The organism is Pseudomonas sp. GV071, assembly GCF_003050835.1.
GTDB lineage: Bacteria > Pseudomonadota > Gammaproteobacteria > Pseudomonadales > Pseudomonadaceae > Aquipseudomonas.
Genome location: NZ_QAOJ01000005.1, coordinates 359,652 through 381,948 on the forward strand (window position 1 = coordinate 359,652; position 22,297 = coordinate 381,948).

Sequence of the window (22,297 nt, forward strand, 5' to 3'; positions counted from 1 at the left end):
AACTTAGAACTCCAGCCCGCCTTCACGAGCAGCATCAGCCAGCGCCTTAACGCGGCCGTGGTACTTGAAGCCAGAACGGTCGAATGCCACCTGAGTGACGCCAGCGGCTTTCGCACGCTCAGCAACCAGTTGGCCAACTTTCGTGGCCGCGTCGATGTTGCCAGTGGCACCAGCACGCAGATCCTTGTCCAAAGTCGAAGCGCTTGCCAGGACTTTGCTGCCGTCGGCCGAGATGACCTGGGCGTAAATGTGCTGCGAAGAGCGGTACACGCAGAGACGCACGGCTTCTAGCTCGTGCATTTTCAGGCGTGCTTTGCGAGCGCGACGCAGTCGAGTAACTTTTTTGTCGGTCATTTGCTATGCCCTACTTCTTCTTCGCTTCTTTACGGCGGACGACTTCGTCTGCGTAACGCACACCTTTACCTTTGTAAGGCTCTGGCGGACGGAAGTCACGGATCTCAGCGGCCACTTGACCTACCAGCTGCTTGTCGATGCCCTTGATCAGGATATCGGTTTGGCTAGGAGTTTCTGCGGTAACGCCTTGTGGCAGTTCGTAGTCCACCGGGTGCGAGAAGCCAAGCGCCAGGGAAAGGATTTCGCCTTTGGCCTGAGCCTTGTAACCAACACCAACCAGCTGCAGCTTGCGCTCGAAGCCTTGGCTGACGCCGATCACCATGTTGTTCACCAACGCACGGGTGGTACCGGCCATTGCACGAGTTTGTTGGTCGCCATTGCGAGCAGCGAAACGCAGCTCACCAGCTTCCTCAACAATTTCAACGGACGAATGAACGTTTAGTTCGAGAGCGCCTTTGGCACCCTTCACCGAGAGCTGTTGACCGGCGAGTTTGATCTCTACACCAGCTGGCAGCTTAACGGGGTTCTTAGCAACGCGAGACATGCTTATCCCCCCTTAGAACACGGTGCAGAGCACTTCGCCACCGACACCGGCAGCGCGCGCAGCACGATCCGTCATCACACCTTTGTTGGTGGAGACGATGGAAACGCCGAGACCGCCACGAACTTTCGGCAGATCATCAACGGACTTGTACTGGCGCAGGCCTGGACGGCTGACGCGCTTCACTTCTTCGATGACTGGACGGCCTTCGAAGTATTTCAGCTCGATGGACAGCTGCGGCTTAACATCGCTGCTGATCTGAAAACCCGCGATGTAACCTTCGTCCTTCAGGACTTTGGCTACAGCCACCTTCAACGTGGAAGACGGCATGCTTACGACGGACTTTTCAGCCATCTGGGCATTACGGATACGAGTTAGCATGTCCGCTAACGGGTCCTGCATACTCATGGGCTAGGTGCTCCTGAAACAAAAGAATTAGCCATACGGCTACTGCATATCGCTAGAAATATGCCGGGCATATAAAAGCCAGGCTCAGGCGAGCCGAGCATTCTAGAGACTGATTAAAAATGAATCAAGCCCCAAAAGGGGCTTGATTCATTTTTGCTCACTGCCAGGGCTGAACGGTTAAAGGCTCAGCCTTGGCATGTCGAGACTTTGACTTACCAGCTGGCTTTCACCAGACCTGGTACATCACCGCGCATTGCAGCTTCGCGCAGCTTGTTACGGCCGAGGCCGAACTTGCGGTACACGCCGTGCGGACGACCGGTGATGCGGCAACGGTTACGCAGGCGCGAAGCGCTGGCGTCACGTGGTTGCTTTTGCAGGGCGATCTGCGCTTCCCAACGGGCTTCCGGACTGGTGTTCGGATTAGCGATGGTAGCTTTCAGCTCAGCACGCTTTTTGGCGTACTTGGCAACCGTTTGCTGACGCTTCAGCTCGCGGTTTTTCATGCTTGTCTTGGCCATGTTCCTACTCCGATCAGTTGCGGAACGGGAATTTGAAAGCGCGCAGCAGTGCGCGACCTTCGTCATCCGTACGAGCAGTGGTGGTCAGGGTGATGTCCAGACCGCGCAGAGCATCGATCTTGTCGTAATCGATTTCCGGGAAAATGATCTGCTCTTTGACGCCCATGCTGTAGTTGCCACGACCATCGAAGGACTTGGCATTCAGGCCGCGGAAGTCACGCACGCGCGGCAGGGAGATCGAAAGCAGACGATCCAGGAATTCGTACATACGATCGCGACGCAGAGTAACTTTAACGCCGATCGGCCAACCTTCACGGACTTTAAAGCCTGCGATGGATTTCCGAGCGTAAGTCACAACGACTTTCTGACCGGTGATTTTTTCCAAATCCGCTACCGCGTGCTCGATGATTTTCTTATCACCGATCGCTTCGCCGAGACCCATGTTCAGGGTGATTTTGGTAACGCGCGGAACTTCCATCACGTTCGACAGCTTAAGTTCTTCCTTAAGCTTCGGAGCGATTTCTTTCCGATAAATCTCTTTTAGTCGTGCCATGGTCTTCTACCTAGCAGTGTTCAAGCATCAACCGCTTTTTGGGTCGACTTGAAGACACGAATTTTTTTGCCGTCTTCTACTTTGAAACCAACGCGATCAGCCTTGCTGGTTTCAGAGTTGAAAATGGCGACGTTGGAAGCGTGCAGAGGCGCTTCTTTCTCGACGATACCGCCTTGAACGCCCGACATCGGGTTCGGCTTGGTATGGCGCTTCACCAGGTTGATCCCACCAACGACCAAACGGTCGTCAGCGAGAACCTTGAGCACCTTGCCACGCTTACCTTTGTCTTTGCCGGCGATCACGATGATCTCGTCGTCACGACGAATCTTTTGCATGTCGGATCTCCTTACAGCACTTCAGGGGCGAGCGAGACGATCTTCATGAACTTCTCAGAGCGAAGTTCACGGGTCACGGGCCCAAAGATACGGGTGCCGATCGGCTCTTGCTTGTTGTTCAGCAGAACAGCAGCGTTGCCATCAAAGCGGATAATCGAGCCATCAGGGCGACGAACGCCGTGACGAGTGCGGACTACTACTGCAGTCATCACTTGGCCTTTTTTCACCTTACCGCGCGGAATTGCTTCCTTGACGGTAACTTTGATGATGTCGCCGATGCCGGCATAACGACGATGCGAACCGCCCAACACCTTGATGCACATAACACGACGAGCGCCGCTGTTATCAGCTACATCGAGCATGGATTGAGTCTGAATCATATAATTTCTCCGACCCCTAGTCCTTAGACTTCCACTGCGCGTTCAACGACTTCAACCAGTGCCCAATTTTTGGTCTTGGCCATCGGACGAGTTTCACGAATAGTGACTTTGTCGCCGATGTGGCACTGGTTGGTTTCGTCGTGGGCGTGCAATTTGGTCGAACGCTTCACGTATTTACCGTAGATCGGGTGCTTAACGCGACGCTCGATCAGTACGGTGATGGTCTTGTCCATCTTGTCGCTGACGACACGGCCAGTCAGCGTACGGACAGTTTTTTCAGCTTCAGCCATGATTACTTACCTGCCTGCTGGTTAAGCACAGTCTTCACGCGAGCGATGTCGCGCTTAACTTGCGAGAGCAGGTGAGACTGCCCCAACTGGCCAGTTGCTTTCTGCATACGCAGATTGAACTGGTCGCGCAGCAGGCCGAGCAGTTGCTCGTTCAGCTGCTGTGCTGATTTTTCACGAAGTTCATTCGCTTTCATCACATCACCGTCCGCTTAACAAAGGAGGTGGCGAGCGGCAGCTTTGCAGCAGCCAGGGCGAAAGCCTCACGCGCCAGCTCTTCGGAAACGCCTTCGATCTCATACAGGACTTTGCCTGGCTGGATCTGGGCTACCCAATATTCAACGCTACCCTTCCCTTTACCCATCCGCACTTCGAGAGGCTTCTTGGTTACAGGCTTGTCCGGGAACACGCGAATCCAGATTTTCCCGCCACGTTTTACGTGACGAGTCAGAGCACGACGAGCGGACTCAATCTGACGGGCGGTGAGACGACCGCGGGCAACAGACTTCAGCGCGAACTCGCCGAAGCTGACTTTGCTACCGCGCTGGGCCAGACCACGGTTGTGGCCTGTCATCATCTTGCGGAACTTCGTACGCTTTGGTTGCAACATTTGGCGTACCCCTTACTTAGCAGCTTTTTTACGAGGCGCTGGTGCTTGTGGTTTCAGTTCTTCTTGGCGACCACCAATTACTTCGCCTTTGAAGATCCAAACCTTCACACCGATCACACCGTAAGTGGTGTGCGCTTCGTACGTGGCATAGTCGATATCGGCACGCAGGGTGTGCAACGGCACACGACCTTCGCGATACCACTCGGTACGGGCAATTTCTGCACCGCCCAAACGACCGCTCACTTGGATTTTGATGCCCTTGGCACCAATACGCATGGCGTTCTGTACAGCGCGCTTCATAGCGCGACGGAACATCACACGACGCTCCAGCTGCTGAGCTACGCTCTGCGCAACCAGCATACCGTCGAGCTCCGGCTTACGGATCTCTTCGATATTGATGTGCACAGGCACACCCATTTGCTTGGTCAGGTCCTGACGCAGCTTCTCAACATCTTCACCTTTCTTCCCGATAACGATACCTGGACGAGCGGTGTGAATGGTGATGCGTGCAGTCTGAGCCGGACGATGGATGTCGATACGGCTTACGGACGCGCTTTTTAGTTTGTCTTGGAGGTATTCACGCACCTTCAGATCTGCGAACAAATAGTCCGCATAAGTCCGACCGTCGGCGTACCAGACGGAGGTGTGCTCCTTGACGATTCCCAGGCGAATGCCAATGGGATGTACTTTCTGACCCATCTCTTCGACTCCGTTACTTGTCAGCAACCTTGACAGTGATATGGCAAGACCGCTTGACGATGCGATCAGCACGGCCTTTGGCACGTGGCATGATGCGCTTCAGCGAACGCCCTTCGTTGACGAAAACAGTAGAGACTTTGAGGTCATCTACGTCAGCGCCTTCGTTGTGCTCGGCGTTGGCTACAGCCGACTCCAGCACTTTTTTCATGATTTCCGCGGCTTTCTTACTGCTAAAAGCCAGCAGGTTGAGCGCTTCGCCCACCTTCTTCCCGCGGATTTGGTCGGCGACCAAGCGGGCTTTCTGGGCGGAGATTCGAGCGCCCGACAACTTAGCGGCTACTTCCATTTCCTTACCCCTTAACGCTTGGCTTTCTTGTCAGCCACGTGCCCGCGATATGTACGGGTACCGGCGAACTCGCCCAGTTTGTGACCGACCATGTCTTCGTTCACGAGAACTGGAACATGTTGACGACCGTTATGCACAGCGATGGTCAGACCGACCATTTGTGGCAGGATCATCGAACGACGCGACCAGGTTTTCACCGGCTTGCGATCGTTCTTTTCCACCGCCACTTCGACCTTCTTCAGTAGGTGAAGATCAATAAAAGGACCTTTTTTCAGAGAACGTGGCACTGTCGTATCCCTCTATTTACTTGCGACGACGGACGATCATGTTATCGGTGCGTTTGTTACCACGAGTCTTCGCGCCCTTAGTCGGGAAGCCCCATGGAGACACCGGATGACGACCACCAGAGGTACGACCTTCACCACCACCATGTGGGTGGTCAACCGGGTTCATGGCAACACCACGAACGGTTGGGCGAACGCCACGCCAGCGTTTGGCACCAGCTTTACCCAGCGAACGCAGGCTGTGCTCGGAGTTCGAGACTTCGCCCAGGGTCGCACGGCATTCGGCCAGTACTTTACGCATTTCACCGGAACGCAGACGCAGGGTCACGTAAGCGCCTTCACGAGCGATCAGCTGAGCCGAAGCACCAGCGGAACGAGCGATCTGAGCACCTTTACCCGGCTTCAACTCAACACCATGAATGGTGCTACCGACGGGGATGTTACGCAGTTGCAGCGAGTTGCCCGGCTTGATCGGAGCGAGAGCGCCCGAGATCAGCTGGTCGCCAGCACTCACGCCTTTAGGGGCGATGATGTAACGGCGTTCGCCGTCTGCGTAAAGCAACAGTGCGATGTGAGCGGTACGGTTTGGATCGTATTCAATACGCTCGACAGTGGCAGCGATGCCATCTTTGTCATTGCGACGGAAATCGACCAGACGGTAATGCTGCTTATGACCACCACCGATGTGACGAGTGGTAATACGGCCATTGTTGTTACGACCACCAGTCTTCGACTTCTTCTCGAGCAGCGGTGCGTAAGGAGCGCCTTTATGCAGCTCCTGGTTGACCACCTTGACCACAAAACGGCGGCCAGCGGAGGTCGGTTTGCATTTAACGATTGCCATGATGCTCCCCTTCCTTACTCAGCACTGCTGCTGAAGTCGAGATCTTGACCCGGCTGAAGGGAGATAACTGCCTTCTTCCAGTCGTTACGCTTGCCCAGACCGCGAGCGGTGCGCTTGCTCTTACCCAGAACGTTCAGGGTAGTAACACGCTCAACTTTCACGCTGAACAGGCTTTCGACGGCCTTTTTGATTTCCAGCTTGGTTGCATCGGTAGCAACCTTGAAAACGAACTGGCCTTTTTTGTCAGCCAAAACCGTGGCTTTCTCAGAGACGTGCGGGCCAAGTAGCACTTTAAATACGCGTTCCTGGTTCATCCCAGCAGCTCCTCGAATTTCTTCACGGCCGACACAGTGATCAACACTTTGTCGTATGCGATCAGACTGACCGGATCGGAACCCTGTACGTCACGAACATCAACGTGCGGCAGGTTGCGAGCAGCCAGGTACAGATTCTGATCAACAGCATCAGACACGATCAGAACATCAGTCAGACCCATGCCATTCAGCTTGTTCAGCAGAGTTTTGGTTTTTGGTGCGTCGACTGCGAAGTCTTCAACCACAACCAGACGATCACTACGTACCAGCTCAGCAAGGATGGAGCGCAGAGCTGCGCGGTACATCTTCTTGTTCAGCTTTTGGCTGTGATCCTGAGGACGAGCTGCGAAAGTGGTACCGCCGCCACGCCAGATTGGGCTACGGATAGTACCGGCACGAGCGCGACCAGTACCCTTTTGACGCCATGGGCGCTTACCGCCACCGGACACGTCAGAACGGGTCTTTTGCTGCTTGGTACCCTGACGACCGCCAGCCATGTAGGCCACGACTGCCTGGTGAACCAGAGTCTCGTTGAATTCGCCGCCGAAGGTCAGTTCGGAAACTTCGATCGCCTGAGCGCCATTTACATTTAATTGCATGTCAGCTTCCCCTTAACCGCGAGCCTTGGCTGCCGGACGCACAACCAGGTTGCCACCGGTAGCGCCAGGAACAGCGCCCTTAACCAGCAGCAGATTGCGTTCAGCGTCGACGCGCACAACTTCGAGGGACTGCACGGTCACGCGCTCAGCGCCCATATGACCGGACATTTTTTTGCCCTTGAATACACGACCAGGAGTCTGGCACTGGCCGATAGAGCCAGGGACGCGGTGGGAGACGGAGTTACCGTGGGTGTTATCTTGACCGCGGAAGTTCCAGCGCTTGATGGTACCGGCGAAGCCTTTACCCTTGGACTGACCGGTGACATCCACCAGCTGACCTGCTTGGAAAATTTCTGCATTGATCAGATCGCCAGCCTGGTAGTCGCCTTCTTCAAGACGGAATTCCCAGACGCCGCGACCGGCAGCTACGTTAGCTTTAGCGAAGTGGCCTGCTTGAGCAGCAGTCACGCGCGAAGCACGACGCTCACCGACAGTGACTTGCACTGCACGATAGCCATCGCTTTCTTCAGTTTTAAACTGGGTGACGCGATTCGGCTCGATCTCAATGACCGTAACCGGAATGGAGACACCTTCTTCGGTGAAAATACGGGTCATACCGCATTTACGACCGACTACACCAATAGTCATGTTGTAAACCTCATGAGTGTACGGGGCTTTCACCCGCTATGGCCGCCCATTTCAGAGCGTTACACGACTAAAACCAGACGGTTTTAGCCGAGGCTGATCTGAACTTCTACGCCAGCTGCAAGATCGAGCTTCATAAGAGCGTCAACGGTTTTATCCGTTGGCTGGACGATGTCCAGAACGCGCTTGTGAGTGCGAATCTCGTACTGGTCACGCGCGTCTTTGTTGACGTGCGGAGAAACCAGAACAGTGAAACGCTCTTTGCGAGTGGGCAGAGGAATCGGACCACGCACTTGAGCACCAGTACGTTTCGCGGTTTCCACGATTTCCTGGGTGGACTGGTCAATCAGGCGATGATCAAAAGCCTTCAACCGAATCCGGATTTGTTGATTTTGCATTGTCCACAGACTCCCAGTTGCTATTCCCAACGGACGCAATACGCCCGTTAAAAGGAGGCGCAATTCTATAGACGCCCCCTACAGGTGTCAACCCAATAAAAAAACCCCCGCAAGCGGGGGTTTTTTCACAAATCAACGATTACTCGATGATTTTGGCAACAACGCCAGCACCAACGGTACGGCCGCCTTCGCGAATCGCGAAACGCAGACCATCTTCCATGGCGATCGACTTGATCAAGGTAACAACCATCTTGATGTTGTCGCCTGGCATTACCATCTCAACGCCTTCCGGCAGTTCGCAGCTACCAGTTACGTCGGTAGTACGGAAGTAGAACTGAGGACGGTAGCCTTTGAAGAACGGGGTGTGACGACCACCTTCGTCTTTGCTCAGGATGTAAACCTCAGCTTCGAACTTGGTGTGCGGCTTAACCGAACCCGGCTTGGCCAGTACTTGACCACGCTCAACGTCTTCACGCTTGGTACCACGCAGCAGAACGCCGCAGTTCTCGCCAGCACGACCTTCGTCGAGCAGTTTACGGAACATTTCAACGCCGGTGCAGGTAGTCTGAGTGGTGTCACGCAGACCAACGATTTCCAGAGCTTCTTGAACCTTGACGATACCGCGCTCGATACGACCGGTAACTACGGTACCGCGACCGGAGATCGAGAATACGTCCTCGATTGGCATCAGGAATGGCTTGTCGATAACGCGGACCGGCTCAGGAATGTAGCTATCCAGAGTCTCTACCAGCTTCTTAACAGCGGTAGTGCCCATTTCGTTGTCGTCTTGGCCGTTCAGAGCCATCAGAGCCGAACCGATGATGATCGGGGTGTCGTCGCCCGGGAACTCGTAAGTGCTCAGCAGGTCGCGAACTTCCATCTCAACCAGTTCCAGCAGCTCAGCGTCATCCACCATGTCAGCCTTGTTCAGGAAGACAACGATGTAAGGAACGCCAACCTGACGGGACAGCAGGATGTGCTCACGGGTTTGCGGCATCGGACCATCAGCGGCCGAGCAAACCAGGATAGCGCCGTCCATCTGAGCAGCACCGGTGATCATGTTTTTTACGTAGTCGGCGTGACCTGGGCAGTCAACGTGTGCGTAGTGACGCACGGCCGAATCGTATTCAACGTGAGCGGTGTTGATGGTGATACCACGAGCTTTTTCTTCTGGAGCGCTGTCGATCTTGTCGAAGTCAACACGAGCCGAACCGAAAACCTCGGAGCAAACACGGGTCAGAGCAGCGGTCAGAGTGGTTTTACCGTGGTCAACGTGACCGATGGTGCCAACGTTGACGTGCGGTTTGTTACGTTCAAATTTTTCTTTAGCCACGACAATAAACTCCTTGCCTAAAGGGGCTGATATCAGCCTTGTTTTTTGATCAGAGCTTCGACGATGTTCGACGGAGCTTCGGAGTATTTGGAGAATTCCATGGAGTAGCTTGCGCGACCCTGAGACATGGAACGGACGTCGGTCGCATAACCGAACATCTCACCCAACGGCACTTCGGCGCGGATAACCTTGCCCGAAACCGTATCTTCCATACCCTGGATCAGACCACGACGACGGTTCAGGTCACCCATCACGTCACCCATGTAATCTTCCGGGGTTACCACTTCAACTTTCATGATCGGCTCAAGCACAACACCGCCGCCCTTCTGGGCCAGCTGCTTGGTCGCCATGGAAGCTGCGATTTTGAACGCCATCTCGTTGGAGTCGACGTCGTGGTAGGAACCATCAAACACGGTAGCCTTCAGGCCGATCAGCGGATAGCCGGCAACAACGCCGTTCTTCATCTGCTCTTCGATACCCTTCTGGATCGCCGGGATGTACTCCTTCGGAACCACACCACCCACAACTTCGTTGACGAACTCCAGACCTTCCTGACCTTCGTCAGCCGGTGCGAAGCGAATCCAGCAGTGACCAAACTGGCCACGACCGCCGGACTGGCGAACGAACTTGCCTTCGATCTCACAGCTCTTGGAGATCTTCTCGCGGTAGGAAACCTGCGGCTTACCGATGTTGGCTTCTACACCGAACTCGCGCTTCATGCGGTCGACGAGAATATCCAGGTGCAACTCGCCCATACCGGAGATGATGGTCTGGCCAGTCTCTTCGTCGGTCTTGACGCGGAACGATGGGTCTTCCTGAGCAAGCTTGCCCAGAGCGATACCCATTTTTTCCTGGTCATCCTTAGTCTTAGGCTCAACGGCAACCGAAATAACCGGCTCCGGGAAGTCCATGCGAACCAGGATGATCGGCTTGTCAGCAGAGCAGAGGGTGTCACCAGTGGTGACGTCCTTCATACCGATCAGAGCAGCGATGTCGCCAGCGCGTACTTCTTTGATCTCTTCGCGGGTGTTTGCGTGCATTTGCACCATACGGCCCACGCGCTCTTTCTTGCCTTTAACCGAGTTGATCACACCGTCGCCGGAGCTCAACACACCCGAGTAAACGCGAGCAAAGGTCAAAGTACCCACGAATGGGTCGGTAGCGATCTTGAACGCCAGAGCCGAGAACGGCTCGCTGTCGTCTGCGTGACGCTCCATCTCAACAGTCTCGTCATCCGGGTCGGAACCCTTGATGGCAGGAATGTCGACCGGGGCCGGCAGGTAATCAACAACGGCGTCGAGAACCAGGGGAACACCCTTGTTCTTGAACGAAGAACCGCAAACAGCCAGGACGATTTCGCCAGCGATGGTACGCTGACGCAGAGCGGCCTTGATTTCCTCGTTGGTGAGCTCTTCACCTTCGAGGTACTTGTTCATCAGCTCTTCGTTGGCTTCAGCGGCAGCTTCAATCATGTTGCTGCGCCACTCGTTAGCCAACTCTTGCAGCTCGGCCGGGATTGCTTCGCGACGAGGGGCCATGCCCTTGTCGGCGTCATCCCAGTAAACAGCTTCCATGGTCATCAGATCGATCTGACCCTGGAAGTTGTCTTCAGCACCGATAGCCAATTGGATTGGCACCGGAGTGTGACCCAGACGCTGCTTGATCTGACCAACTACGCGCAGGAAGTTTGCGCCAGCACGGTCCATCTTGTTCACGTACACAAGACGCGGAACGCCGTATTTGTTGGCTTGACGCCATACGGTTTCCGACTGCGGCTCAACACCCGAAGTACCACAGAACACCACGACCGCGCCGTCGAGTACGCGCAGCGAGCGCTCTACTTCGATGGTGAAGTCAACGTGCCCGGGGGTATCGATGATGTTGAAGCGGTAGCTGTCTTTGTGCTGCTTGACGGAGCCAGACCAGAACGCAGTAGTAGCAGCGGAGGTAATGGTAATACCGCGCTCCTGCTCCTGAACCATCCAGTCCATGGTCGCGGCGCCATCATGCACCTCGCCCATTTTGTGGTTCACGCCAGTGTAAAAAAGCACGCGCTCAGTGGTAGTGGTTTTGCCAGCATCCACGTGCGCGACGATACCGATGTTACGGTAGCGGGAAATCGGTGTAAGACGAGCCATAAAGCCCTCGCAATATTAGAAGCGCTGAATTTAGAAGCGGTAGTGCGAAAACGCTTTGTTGGCTTCAGCCATACGGTGCACGTCTTCACGCTTCTTAACTGCAGCACCTTTGCCTTCAGCAGCATCCAACAGCTCGCCAGCCAAACGCAGGGCCATGGATTTCTCGCCACGCTTACGGGCGAAATCCACCAGCCAGCGCATGGCCAGGGCGTTACGACGGGACGGACGAACTTCGACCGGAACCTGGTAAGTAGCACCGCCTACACGGCGCGACTTCACTTCGACCAGCGGAGCGATGGCGTCGAGAGCTTTCTCGAAGATTTCCAGGGGATCGCTGTTCTTACGCTCTTTAACCTTTTCCAGGGCGCCATAAACGATACGCTCGGCAACGGCTTTCTTGCCGCTTTCCATTACGTGGTTCATGAACTTGGCCAGGATCTGGCTACCGTATTTTGGATCGTCAAGCACTTCGCGCTTGGCTGCTACACGTCTTCTTGGCATGGATAAGCCCTCAAACGGTCTTCAGGTTAGCCCGGGAACAATAAAACCTCTGGATGACAATCCTGGGTTGAACGCCCGACCTTACTCTTATCGACTCAGAAAAATGAAAATCTATTTTGGGTGAAACGACCGATCACTCGGACGCCACACTTACTTCGGACGCTTGGTACCGTACTTCGAACGGCCTTGGTTACGACCTTTAACACCGGAAGTATCCAGGGAACCGCGAACGGTGTGGTAACGAACACCTGGCAAGTCTTTTACACGACCGCCGCGGATCAGTACCACGCTGTGCTCTTGCAGGTTGTGGCCTTCACCGCCGATGTACGAGGAAACCTCGAAACCGTTGGTCAGACGCACACGGCATACTTTACGCAGTGCCGAGTTAGGTTTTTTCGGCGTGGTGGTATACACACGGGTGCATACGCCACGACGTTGCGGGCAGTTCTGCAGCGCAGGAACGTCGGATTTCTCGACGATACGCTTACGCGGCTGACGTACCAGCTGGTTGATAGTTGCCATCTACTAGCTCCACTGTTGTCTTTCGACGCTATTGTCTTACAGGAAAAACAAAATGGCAGGACAACAGTCCCGCCAAATTTAGGGGTACAAGAGTCTAAAGAGCTTCTGACACCCCGTCAAGACAAGGCCCGGTGACGCTTTACGCTTCACCGGGCCCCGACTCGATTGGCAACCCGTAGTAATTACAGGTTGTTCAATGCTTCCGACAGTTGAGCTTCAGCTTCGCTGGCGCTCACTTGAACCGGCTTGCCGGCATCACGACGACGCTTACGCTCGCTGTGATAAGCCAGACCAGTACCGGCCGGAATCAGACGACCGACCACCACGTTCTCTTTCAGGCCGCGCAGGAAGTCACGCTTGCCGGTAACCGCCGCCTCAGTGAGGACGCGGGTGGTTTCCTGGAAGGAAGCCGCGGAGATGAACGATTCGGTGGACAGCGATGCCTTGGTGATACCCAGCAGAACGCGATCGAACTTGGAGATGAACTTATCTTCCGTGCTCAGACGCTCGTTCTCGCCCAGGACGTGGGTCAGTTCCATCTGGTCGCCCTTGATGAAGCTGGAGTCGCCGGATTCGGTGATCTCAACTTTACGCAGCATCTGACGCAGGATGGTCTCGATGTGCTTGTCGTTGATCTTCACGCCCTGCAGGCGGTAAACGTCCTGGATCTCGTTGACGATGTACTTGGCCAGCGCGCTCACACCCAACAGACGCAAGATGTCGTGCGGATCGCTTGGACCATCGGAGATAACTTCGCCGCGGTTCACTTGTTCGCCTTCGAAGACGTTCAGGTGACGCCACTTCGGAATCAGCTCCTCGTACGGATCGCTACCGTCGTTCGGGGTGATGACCAGACGGCGCTTGCCTTTGGTTTCTTTACCGAACGCAATGGTGCCGCTGACTTCAGCCAGGATCGACGCTTCTTTCGGACGACGCGCTTCGAACAGGTCGGCAACACGCGGCAGACCACCGGTGATGTCGCGAGTTTTCGAAGTTTCTTGCGGGATACGAGCGATAACATCACCCACGCCCACTTGCGCACCATCCGCCACACCGACCAGAGCGTTCGCTGGCAGGAAGTACTGAGCCGGTACGTCGGTACCTGGCAGCAGCAAGTCTTTGCCATCTACGCCAACCATCTTCACAGCAGGACGGATGTCTTTGCCGGCAGCTGGACGATCTTTCGGATCCAGTACTTCGATGTTGGTCAAACCCGTCAATTCGTCAGTCTGACGCTTGATGGTGATGCCTTCTTCCATGCCCACGTACGTCACGGTACCTTTCATTTCGGTAACGATCGGGTGGGTGTGCGGATCCCACTTGGCGACGATAGCGCCGGCATCCACTTTGTCGCCTTCCTTGACGGAAATAACAGCACCGTAAGGCAGCTTGTAACGCTCACGCTCACGACCGAACTCGTCGGCTACAGCCAACTCACCGGAACGCGATACTGCAACCAGATTGCCGTCAGCACGCTCAACGTGTTTCAGGTTGTGCAGGCGGATAGTGCCGCCGTTCTTAACCTGAACGCTGTCAGCAGCCGAGGTCCGACTTGCCGCACCACCGATGTGGAACGTACGCATCGTCAGCTGGGTACCCGGCTCACCGATCGACTGAGCAGCGATTACGCCGACAGCTTCACCGATGTTCACCTGGTGACCACGGGCCAGATCGCGGCCGTAGCACTTGGCGCAGATGCCGTAGCGAGTTTCGCAGCTGATTGGCGAGCGCACGATCACTTCGTCGATGCTGTTCAGCTCGATGAATTCAACCCACTGCTCGTCGACCAGGGTGCCAGCCGGCACGATGATGTCTTCGGTGCCTGGCTTGAATACGTCACGGGCGATTACTCGACCCAGCACGCGCTCACCCAGCGGCTCAACCACGTCACCGCCTTCAATGTGCGGAGTCATCAGCAGGCCGTGTTCGGTGCCGCAATCGATCTCGGTAACCACCAAGTCTTGCGCCACGTCTACCAGACGGCGAGTCAGGTAACCGGAGTTCGCAGTTTTCAACGCGGTATCCGCGAGACCTTTACGAGCACCGTGAGTGGAGATGAAGTACTGCAGTACGCTCAGGCCTTCACGGAAGTTCGCGGTGATCGGCGTCTCGATGATCGAGCCGTCCGGCTTGGCCATCAGACCACGCATACCGGCCAACTGACGAATCTGAGCTGCCGAACCCCGGGCACCGGAGTCAGCCATCATGTACATGGAGTTGAAGGACTCCTGATCCACTTCCTTGCCGTGACGGTCGATCACTTTCTCTTTCGAGAGGTTCGCCATCATCGCCTTCGACACTTCGTCGTTGGCCTTGGACCAGAGGTCGATCACCTTGTTGTACTTCTCGCCCTGGGTTACCAGGCCGGAGGCGTACTGGCTTTCGATTTCCTTAACTTCTTCGGTAGCGGCATCAATGATGCGAGCTTTTTCATCAGGGATGACGAAGTCATTCACGCCGATGGAAACGCCGGAGATAGTCGAGTAGGCGAAACCGGTGTACATCAGTTGGTCAGCGAAGATCACGGTGTCTTTCAAGCCAACGGTGCGGTAGCACTGGTTGATCAGCTTGGAGATCGCCTTCTTCTTCATCGGCTGGTTGACCACGTCATACGCCAGGCCGGCCGGAACAACTTGGAACAGCAGCGCGCGGCCGACAGTGGTGTCGACGATGCGGGTGTTCTTGGTGATGCTGCCATCGCGGTCTTTGATGACCTCGTTGATACGCACCTTGACTTTGGCGTGCAGCGCTGCTTCGCCGGCGCGGAACACGCGGTCGACTTCCTGCAGGTCAGCAAACACACGACCTTCGCCTTTGGCGTTGATCGCTTCACGGGTCATGTAATACAGACCCAGTACAACGTCCTGCGACGGAACGATGATTGGCTCACCGTTGGCTGGCGACAGAATGTTGTTGGTCGACATCATCAACGCGCGCGCTTCCAACTGGGCTTCCAGTGTCAGCGGTACGTGCACGGCCATTTGGTCGCCGTCGAAGTCGGCGTTGTACGCGGCGCAGACCAGCGGGTGCAGCTGAATAGCTTTACCTTCGATCAGAACCGGTTCAAACGCCTGGATACCCAGACGGTGAAGGGTCGGTGCACGGTTGAGGAGTACGGGGTGTTCGCGAATCACTTCAGCGAGAACGTCCCAAACTTCCGGCAGCTCGCGCTCAACCATTTTCTTAGCGGCTTTGATGGTGGTGGCCAGGCCACGCATTTCCAACTTGCCGAAAATGAACGGTTTGAACAGCTCGAGGGCCATCTTCTTCGGCAGACCGCACTGATGCAGACGCAGAGTCGGGCCTACGGTAATAACCGAACGACCGGAGTAGTCCACGCGCTTACCGAGCAAGTTCTGACGGAAACGACCTTGCTTACCCTTGATCATGTCGGCCAAGGATTTCAGCGGACGCTTGTTCGAGCCAGTGATGGCGCGACCGCGACGGCCGTTGTCGAGCAAGGCGTCAACCGCTTCCTGCAGCATGCGCTTTTCGTTGCGCACGATGATGTCCGGCGCGGACAGATCGAGCAGGCGCTTCAGACGGTTGTTGCGGTTGATCACTCGACGATACAAATCGTTGAGGTCGGAAGTCGCGAAACGACCGCCATCCAACGGTACCAACGGACGCAGATCTGGCGGCAGAACCGGCAGAACGGTCAGCACCATCCATTCTGGGTGGTTGCCGGAGCCCTGGAAGGCTTCCATCAACTTCAGACGCTTGGACAGTTTCTTGATCTTGGTTTCCGAGTTGGTCTGCGGAATCTCTTCGCGCAGGCGGCCGATCTCGTGCTCCAGGTCGATAGCAGTCAGCAGCTCGCGGACAGCCTCGGCACCCATGCGGGCGTCGAAGTCGTCACCGAACTCTTCGATGGCTTCGAAGTACTGCTCGTCGTTCAGCAGCTGACCCTTTTCCAGGGTGGTCATGCCCGGATCGATAACGACGTAGCTCTCGAAGTAGAGAACGCGCTCGATATCACGCAGGGTCATGTCCAGCAGCAGGCCGATACGGGACGGCAGCGATTTCAGGAACCAGATGTGGGCAACCGGCGAAGCCAGTTCGATGTGCGCCATGCGCTCACGACGAACCTTGGCCAGGGCGACTTCAACGCCGCACTTCTCGCAGATCACACCGCGGTGCTTCAGGCGCTTGTACTTACCGCACAGGCACTCGTAGTCCTTTACTGGGCCAAAGATCTTGGCGCAGAACAGGCCGTCACGCTCAGGTTTGAACGTACGGTAGTTGATGGTTTCCGGCTTTTTAACTTCACCGAAGGACCACGAACGGATCATCTCTGGCGAGGCCAACCCAATACGGATGGCATCGAACTCTTCGACTTGACCCTGGTTTTTCAGCAAATTCAGTAGGTCTTTCAAGGCCTTTCCTCCTGGCGGAGCAAGGAGCGGGCTCTACAGCCCCGCTCCCATTGCGCTTCGTGTTATTCGGTTTCCAGATCGATATCGATACCGAGCGAACGGATTTCTTTGATCAACACGTTGAAGGACTCGGGCATGCCCGGCTCCATACGGTGATCACCGTCCACGATGTTTTTGTACATCTTGGTACGGCCGTTCACGTCATCCGACTTAACGGTCAGCATTTCCTGCAGGGTGTACGCAGCGCCGTATGCTTCCAACGCCCAAACTTCCATTTCCCCGAAGCGCTGACCACCGAACTGCGCCTTACCACCCAGCGGCTGCTGGGTAACCAGGCTGTAGGAACCGGTAGAACGAGCGTGCATCTTGTCGTCCACCAGGTGGTTCAGTTTCAGCATGTACATGTAGCCAACGGTCACACGACGCTCGAACTGGTTGCCGGTACGGCCGTCGAACAGCTGCATCTGGCCGCTTTCTGGCAGGTCTGCCAGTTTCAGCATGGCCTTGATTTCGCTTTCCTTGGCACCGTCGAACACCGGAGTTGCCATCGGCACGCCGCCACGCAGGTTCTTCGCCAGGTCCAGAATCTCTTGGTCAGACAGGTCTGCCAGAGTTTCTTGACGGCCACCGATCTCGTTGTAGATCTGGTGCAGGAACTTACGCAGCTCAGCAACCTTGCGCTGCTCTTCGAGCATGCGGTTGATCTTCTCGCCCAGACCTTTGGCCGCGAGGCCCAGGTGGGTTTCAAGAATCTGACCAACGTTCATACGCGAAGGTACGCCCAGCGGGTTGAGAACGATGTCGACCGGGGTGCCATAGGCATCGTGCGGCATGTCTTCAACCGGCATGATCACGGAGACCACACCCTTGTTACCGTGACGACCGGCCATCTTGTCGCCCGGTTGGATGCGACGACGGATTGCCAGGTAAACCTTGACGATCTTCAGCACGCCCGGAGCCAGGTCATCGCCTTGCTGCAGTTTGCGCTTCTTGTCTTCGAACTTGTCGTCCAGCAGCTGACGGCGATCAACGATGTAAGCCTGCGCTTTCTCAAGCTGCTCGTTCAGAGCATCTTCAGCCATACGCAGCTTGAACCACTGACCACGCTCGAGGCCGTCGAGGAACTCGTCGGTGATCTCGGCGCCTTTCTTCAGACCGGCACCGCCTTCGGCTTTCTTGCCAACCAGGGCGGAACGCAGACGCTCGAAGGTTGCACCTTCAACAATGCGGAACTCCTCGTTGAGGTCCTTACGGATCTCGTCGAGCTGCATCTTCTCGATCGACAGCGCACGAGCATCACGCTCTACGCCATCACGGGTGAAGACCTGTACGTCAATGACAGTGCCTTTGGTACCAGTCGGTACGCGCAGGGACGTGTCTTTAACGTCGGAAGCCTTCTCACCGAAGATCGCGCGCAGCAGCTTCTCTTCCGGGGTCAGTTGGGTCTCGCCTTTCGGAGTGACCTTGCCCACCAGAATGTCGCCAGCGCCAACTTCAGCACCCACGTAAACGATACCGGCCTCGTCCAGCTTGTTCAGCGCAGCTTCGCCCACGTTCGGAATGTCCGAAGTGATCTCTTCTGGCCCAAGCTTGGTATCACGTGCCACACAGGTCAGTTCCTGGATGTGGATCGTGGTGAAACGGTCTTCTTGCACCACACGCTCCGAGAGGAGGATGGAGTCTTCGAAGTTGTAACCGTTCCAGGCCATGAACGCGATGCGCATGTTCTGACCCAGTGCCAGCTCACCCATATCGGTGGACGGACCGTCAGCCAGGATGTCGCTGCGCTCAACCTTGTCACCTTTGCTCACCAGCGGACGCTGGTTGATGCAGGTGTTCTGGTTCGAACGGGTGTATTTGGTCAGGTTGTAGATGTCGACACCGGCTTCGCCAGTTTCAACTTCGTCATCAGCAACACGAACCACGATACGGCTGGCGTCGACGGAGTCGATCACACCACCACGACGAGCCACGACGCAAACGCCGGAGTCGCGCGCAACGTTGCGCTCCATGCCGGTACCAACCAGCGGCTTGTCCGAACGCAGAGTCGGAACAGCCTGACGCTGCATGTTCGAACCCATCAACGCACGGTTGGCGTCGTCGTGCTCGAGGAACGGGATCAGCGAAGCGGCGACAGACACAACCTGCTTCGGCGAAACGTCCATCAGCGTGACGTCTTCCGGCACTTTGACGGTGAACTCGTTCAAGTGACGAACAGCTACCAGCTCATCAACCAACTGACCTTTCTGGTTCATCGTTGCCGACGCCTGAGCGATCACGTGATCTGCCTCTTCGATAGCCGAGAGGAACACGATTTCGTCAGTAACCAGGGTGTCCTTCACCACACGGTACGGGCTTTCCAGGAAGCCGTACTGGTTGGTGCGGGCATAGGCTGCCAAGGAGTTGATCAGACCGATGTTCGGACCTTCCGGCGTTTCGATCGGGCATACGCGACCGTAGTGCGTCGGGTGTACGTCACGAACTTCGAAGCCAGCACGCTCACGAGTCAAACCACCTGGGCCGAGAGCAGAGACGCGGCGCTTGTGGGTGATCTCGGACAGCGGGTTGTTCTGGTCCATGAACTGCGAGAGCTGGCTGGAACCGAAGAACTCTTTCACCGCCGCAGCAACTGGCTTGGCGTTGATCAGGTCTTGCGGCATCAGGCCTTCGCTTTCAGCCATCGACAGACGCTCTTTGACCGCACGCTCTACACGCACCAGGCCAACGCGGAACTGGTTCTCGGCCATCTCGCCAACACAACGCACGCGACGGTTGCCCAGGTGGTCGATGTCATCGACGATGCCTTTGCCGTTACGGATGTCGACCAGGGTCTTGAGAACTTCGACGATGTCTTCCTTGCTCAACACGCCCGAACCTTCGATTTCGGTACGACCGATACGACGGTTGAACTTCATGCGACCTACAGCAGACAGGTCGTAGCGCTCGGCGCTGAAGAACAGGTTGTTGAACAGGGTCTCGGCGGCATCCTTGGTAGGTGGCTCGCCTGGACGCATCATGCGATAGATCTCGACCAGCGCTTCCAGTTGATTGGTAGTGCCGTCGATTTTCAGGGTGTCGGAGATGAACGGACCGCAGTCGATGTCGTTGGTGTACAACGTTTCGATACGTACGACCTGAGCCTTGGCAATCTTGGCCAGGATCTCGGTGTTCAGCTCGGTGTTGCATTCGGCGATGATTTCGCCGGTGGCCGGGTGCACGATAGCTTTCGCAGTGGTGCGACCGATCACGTAGTCCAGCGGCACTTCCAGGGTCTTGATCCCGGATTTGTCCAACTGGTTGATGTGGCGCGCAGTAATACGGCGACCTTGCTCAACGATAACCTTGCCCTTCTCGTCCTTGATGTCGAGAACAGCAATTTCGCCACGCAGACGCTGCGGTACCAGTTCCAGGCTGAGATTCTCACCCTGTACGTGGAACACGTTGGTCGCGTAGAACGCATCGAGCACTTGCTCAGTGGTGTAACCCAGCGCGCGCAGCAGTACGGACGCCGGCAGTTTGCGACGACGGTCAATACGTACGAATACAGCGTCTTTCGGATCGAACTCGAAGTCCAACCACGAACCGCGGTAAGGAATGATGCGCGCGGAGTACAGCAGCTTGCCCGAGCTGTGAGTCTTGCCACGGTCGTGGTCGAAGAACACACCTGGGGAACGGTGCAGCTGGGACACGATGACGCGCTCGGTACCGTTGATAACGAAGGTACCGTTCTCGGTCATCAGGGGGATTTCCCCCATGTAAACTTCTTGCTCTTTGATGTCCTTGATCGCTTTGTTCGACGATTCCTTATCGAAAATGATCAGACGGACTTTTACCCGCAGCGGCACGGCGAATGTCACGCCACGCAGCACGCACTCTTTCACGTCAAATGCCGGTTCGCCCAGGCGATAACCGACATATTCCAGAGCAGCATTGCCGGAATAGCTGATAATCGGGAAAACGGACTTGAAGGCCGCATGCAGGCCGATGTCGCGGAACTGATCCTTTGTAGCTCCCGCCTGCAGGAATTCGCGATACGAATCCAGCTGGATGGCCAGGAGATAAGGCACATCCATGACATCCGGCAACTTGCTAAAGTCCTTGCGGATACGTTTTTTCTCAGTATATGAGTAAGCCATCAGCGTTCCCCAGCTTGGTCACCTGCTTATTTGGCTCCTCCCGACGGGAGCAGCCAGAAAATCTTGCAAACTCTCAGTTTGCGCCACCCCTCAGGGCGGTTACTGCTTCAGCTACAGGCCAACCCTCGAAGGTCGGCCTATAACGGAAAAAGGCCGGTGGCAAAAGCCACCAGCCATCAGCCTTTCGCTTAACGCTTGGGCTGTAGACGCAAGGTCGTCGCTTACTTGAGCTCGACTTTGGCGCCTGCTTCTTCCAGGGCTTTCTTAGCAGCTTCAGCTTCGTCTTTCGACACGCCTTCTTTGACAATGCCAGGAGCGCTGTCAACAACGGCTTTAGCTTCTTTCAGACCCAGACCGGTCAGTTCACGAACGACCTTGATCACGTTTACTTTCTTCTCGCCGGATTCAAGCAGCATTACGTTGAATTCGGTTTGTTCTTCAACAACAGCAGCCGGGCCAGCAGCTGGGCCAGCGGAAGCAGCTGCAGCGCTAACGCCGAACTTCTCTTCCATTGCTTTGATCAGCTCAACGATTTCCAGAACGGATTTCTCGCCGATTGCGTCGATGATTTCTTGATTAGACAGAGCCATGACTCTAATTCCTGTATTGGGGTGACAGCCTACGCGGCCATCGAAATAAACAATAAACGCGAAAGGAGTTGCTCAGCCTTAGGCTGCGGCAGCTTCTTTCTGGTCGCGAAGGGCCGCCAGAGTACGAGCCAATTTGCTGGTAGCGCCTTGAATCACGCTCATCAGCTGAGAAATTGCTTCGTCACGGGTCGGCAGGCTTGCCAGTACGTCGATCTGATTAGCTGCGAGGAACTTGCCCTCGAACGCAGCTGCCTTGATCTCGAACTTATCCTGACCTTTGGCGAACTCTTTGAACAAACGGGCAGCAGCGCCAGGATGTTCGTTCGAGAATGCAACCAGGGTCGGGCCAGTGAACACGTCGTTGAGCACGTCATATTGAGTGCCGGCAACAGCGCGCTTGAGCAAGGTGTTACGTACAACACGTACGTAAACGCCAGCTTCACGAGCCTCTTTACGGAGTCCGGTCATTGCGCCTACTGTCACACCACGGGCATCAGCCACGACAGCGGACAGAGCGACTTTGGCAGCCTCGTTGACTTCAGCGACGATGGCCTTCTTGTCTTCGAGTTTAATTGCCACGGGTTAA

The 22,297-nt window shown here is 55.8% G+C and carries 26 protein-coding genes; all 26 read right to left on the reverse strand.

What is annotated here, in order from left to right; translation table 11 throughout:
- Positions 1 to 3: 3 nt before the first annotated feature.
- On the reverse strand, positions 4 to 354 hold the full coding sequence (gene rplR / locus C8K61_RS12180; RefSeq protein ID WP_108096525.1) for a 50S ribosomal protein L18: 351 nt from the start codon (positions 352 to 354) through the stop codon (positions 4 to 6).
- A gap of 10 nt (positions 355 to 364) precedes the next feature.
- Positions 365 to 898, reverse strand: a complete 534-nt coding sequence (rplF, locus tag C8K61_RS12185; RefSeq protein ID WP_108096526.1) for a 50S ribosomal protein L6 — start codon at positions 896 to 898, stop codon at positions 365 to 367.
- Positions 899 to 910: 12 nt separating this feature from the next.
- The gene (rpsH, locus tag C8K61_RS12190; RefSeq protein WP_108096527.1) at positions 911 to 1,303 is read right to left on the reverse strand and encodes a 30S ribosomal protein S8; all 393 of its coding nucleotides are present in this window, start codon (positions 1,301 to 1,303) and stop codon (positions 911 to 913) included.
- A gap of 212 nt (positions 1,304 to 1,515) precedes the next feature.
- Positions 1,516 to 1,821 carry a 30S ribosomal protein S14 gene (rpsN, locus tag C8K61_RS12195; protein WP_108096528.1) on the reverse strand — a complete coding sequence of 102 codons (306 nt, stop codon included), beginning with the start codon at positions 1,819 to 1,821 and terminating at the stop codon, positions 1,516 to 1,518.
- A 13-nt stretch (positions 1,822 to 1,834) separates the two neighbouring features.
- The gene (gene rplE, locus C8K61_RS12200) at positions 1,835 to 2,374 is read right to left on the reverse strand and encodes a 50S ribosomal protein L5 (RefSeq protein WP_108096529.1); all 540 of its coding nucleotides are present in this window, start codon (positions 2,372 to 2,374) and stop codon (positions 1,835 to 1,837) included.
- A gap of 20 nt (positions 2,375 to 2,394) precedes the next feature.
- Entirely contained in the window at positions 2,395 to 2,709 is a 315-nt protein-coding gene (gene rplX / locus C8K61_RS12205) for a 50S ribosomal protein L24 (RefSeq protein ID WP_010486994.1), read from the reverse strand.
- 11 nt (positions 2,710 to 2,720) lie between these two features.
- A complete protein-coding gene (gene rplN / locus C8K61_RS12210) occupies positions 2,721 to 3,089 on the reverse strand; it encodes a 50S ribosomal protein L14 (protein WP_003289207.1) in 369 nt (122 codons plus the stop codon).
- Between the two features lie 23 nt (positions 3,090 to 3,112).
- Positions 3,113 to 3,379 (reverse strand): 30S ribosomal protein S17, encoded by a 267-nt coding sequence (gene rpsQ, locus C8K61_RS12215; RefSeq protein ID WP_108096530.1) that lies wholly within the window; start codon positions 3,377 to 3,379, stop codon positions 3,113 to 3,115.
- 2 nt (positions 3,380 to 3,381) lie between these two features.
- On the reverse strand, positions 3,382 to 3,573 hold the full coding sequence (gene rpmC / locus C8K61_RS12220) for a 50S ribosomal protein L29 (protein ID WP_002555481.1): 192 nt from the start codon (positions 3,571 to 3,573) through the stop codon (positions 3,382 to 3,384).
- Positions 3,573 to 3,986 carry a 50S ribosomal protein L16 gene (rplP, locus tag C8K61_RS12225; RefSeq protein ID WP_108096531.1) on the reverse strand — a complete coding sequence of 138 codons (414 nt, stop codon included), beginning with the start codon at positions 3,984 to 3,986 and terminating at the stop codon, positions 3,573 to 3,575. The genes rpmC and rplP overlap by 1 nt, the downstream gene beginning before the upstream one ends.
- A gap of 12 nt (positions 3,987 to 3,998) precedes the next feature.
- Positions 3,999 to 4,685, reverse strand: coding sequence for a 30S ribosomal protein S3 (rpsC, locus tag C8K61_RS12230; RefSeq protein ID WP_027982006.1), 687 nt, complete (start codon positions 4,683 to 4,685; stop codon positions 3,999 to 4,001).
- A gap of 13 nt (positions 4,686 to 4,698) precedes the next feature.
- Positions 4,699 to 5,031 carry a 50S ribosomal protein L22 gene (rplV, locus tag C8K61_RS12235; RefSeq protein WP_003103908.1) on the reverse strand — a complete coding sequence of 111 codons (333 nt, stop codon included), beginning with the start codon at positions 5,029 to 5,031 and terminating at the stop codon, positions 4,699 to 4,701.
- An 11-nt stretch (positions 5,032 to 5,042) separates the two neighbouring features.
- Positions 5,043 to 5,318: a 30S ribosomal protein S19 gene (gene rpsS / locus C8K61_RS12240; protein WP_003255482.1), complete on the reverse strand. Its 276-nt coding sequence runs from the start codon at positions 5,316 to 5,318 to the stop codon at positions 5,043 to 5,045.
- Positions 5,319 to 5,334: 16 nt separating this feature from the next.
- On the reverse strand, positions 5,335 to 6,159 hold the full coding sequence (gene rplB / locus C8K61_RS12245; protein ID WP_108096532.1) for a 50S ribosomal protein L2: 825 nt from the start codon (positions 6,157 to 6,159) through the stop codon (positions 5,335 to 5,337).
- A gap of 14 nt (positions 6,160 to 6,173) precedes the next feature.
- Positions 6,174 to 6,473, reverse strand: coding sequence for a 50S ribosomal protein L23 (rplW, locus tag C8K61_RS12250; protein WP_002555488.1), 300 nt, complete (start codon positions 6,471 to 6,473; stop codon positions 6,174 to 6,176).
- A complete protein-coding gene (rplD, locus tag C8K61_RS12255) occupies positions 6,470 to 7,072 on the reverse strand; it encodes a 50S ribosomal protein L4 (protein ID WP_108096533.1) in 603 nt (200 codons plus the stop codon). The genes rplW and rplD overlap by 4 nt, the downstream gene beginning before the upstream one ends.
- A 12-nt stretch (positions 7,073 to 7,084) precedes the next feature.
- A complete protein-coding gene (gene rplC, locus C8K61_RS12260) occupies positions 7,085 to 7,720 on the reverse strand; it encodes a 50S ribosomal protein L3 (RefSeq protein WP_108096534.1) in 636 nt (211 codons plus the stop codon).
- Positions 7,721 to 7,803: 83 nt separating this feature from the next.
- Positions 7,804 to 8,115: a 30S ribosomal protein S10 gene (rpsJ, locus tag C8K61_RS12265; protein WP_003186070.1), complete on the reverse strand. Its 312-nt coding sequence runs from the start codon at positions 8,113 to 8,115 to the stop codon at positions 7,804 to 7,806.
- Positions 8,116 to 8,254: 139 nt separating this feature from the next.
- Entirely contained in the window at positions 8,255 to 9,448 is a 1,194-nt protein-coding gene (tuf, locus tag C8K61_RS12270) for an elongation factor Tu (RefSeq protein WP_108096535.1), read from the reverse strand.
- A gap of 32 nt (positions 9,449 to 9,480) precedes the next feature.
- On the reverse strand, positions 9,481 to 11,586 hold the full coding sequence (gene fusA / locus C8K61_RS12275) for an elongation factor G (protein ID WP_108096536.1): 2,106 nt from the start codon (positions 11,584 to 11,586) through the stop codon (positions 9,481 to 9,483).
- A 30-nt stretch (positions 11,587 to 11,616) separates the two neighbouring features.
- Positions 11,617 to 12,087 (reverse strand): 30S ribosomal protein S7, encoded by a 471-nt coding sequence (gene rpsG / locus C8K61_RS12280; protein ID WP_002555493.1) that lies wholly within the window; start codon positions 12,085 to 12,087, stop codon positions 11,617 to 11,619.
- 150 nt (positions 12,088 to 12,237) lie between these two features.
- Positions 12,238 to 12,609, reverse strand: a complete 372-nt coding sequence (gene rpsL / locus C8K61_RS12285) for a 30S ribosomal protein S12 (RefSeq protein ID WP_003186084.1) — start codon at positions 12,607 to 12,609, stop codon at positions 12,238 to 12,240.
- Positions 12,610 to 12,791: 182 nt separating this feature from the next.
- Positions 12,792 to 16,985, reverse strand: a complete 4,194-nt coding sequence (gene rpoC / locus C8K61_RS12290; RefSeq protein WP_108096537.1) for a DNA-directed RNA polymerase subunit beta' — start codon at positions 16,983 to 16,985, stop codon at positions 12,792 to 12,794.
- Between the two features lie 62 nt (positions 16,986 to 17,047).
- The gene (rpoB, locus tag C8K61_RS12295; RefSeq protein ID WP_108096538.1) at positions 17,048 to 21,121 is read right to left on the reverse strand and encodes a DNA-directed RNA polymerase subunit beta; all 4,074 of its coding nucleotides are present in this window, start codon (positions 21,119 to 21,121) and stop codon (positions 17,048 to 17,050) included.
- Positions 21,122 to 21,342: 221 nt separating this feature from the next.
- The gene (rplL, locus tag C8K61_RS12300) at positions 21,343 to 21,711 is read right to left on the reverse strand and encodes a 50S ribosomal protein L7/L12 (protein WP_108096539.1); all 369 of its coding nucleotides are present in this window, start codon (positions 21,709 to 21,711) and stop codon (positions 21,343 to 21,345) included.
- A gap of 78 nt (positions 21,712 to 21,789) precedes the next feature.
- Positions 21,790 to 22,290, reverse strand: coding sequence for a 50S ribosomal protein L10 (rplJ, locus tag C8K61_RS12305; RefSeq protein WP_108096540.1), 501 nt, complete (start codon positions 22,288 to 22,290; stop codon positions 21,790 to 21,792).
- Positions 22,291 to 22,297 lie beyond the last annotated feature (7 nt).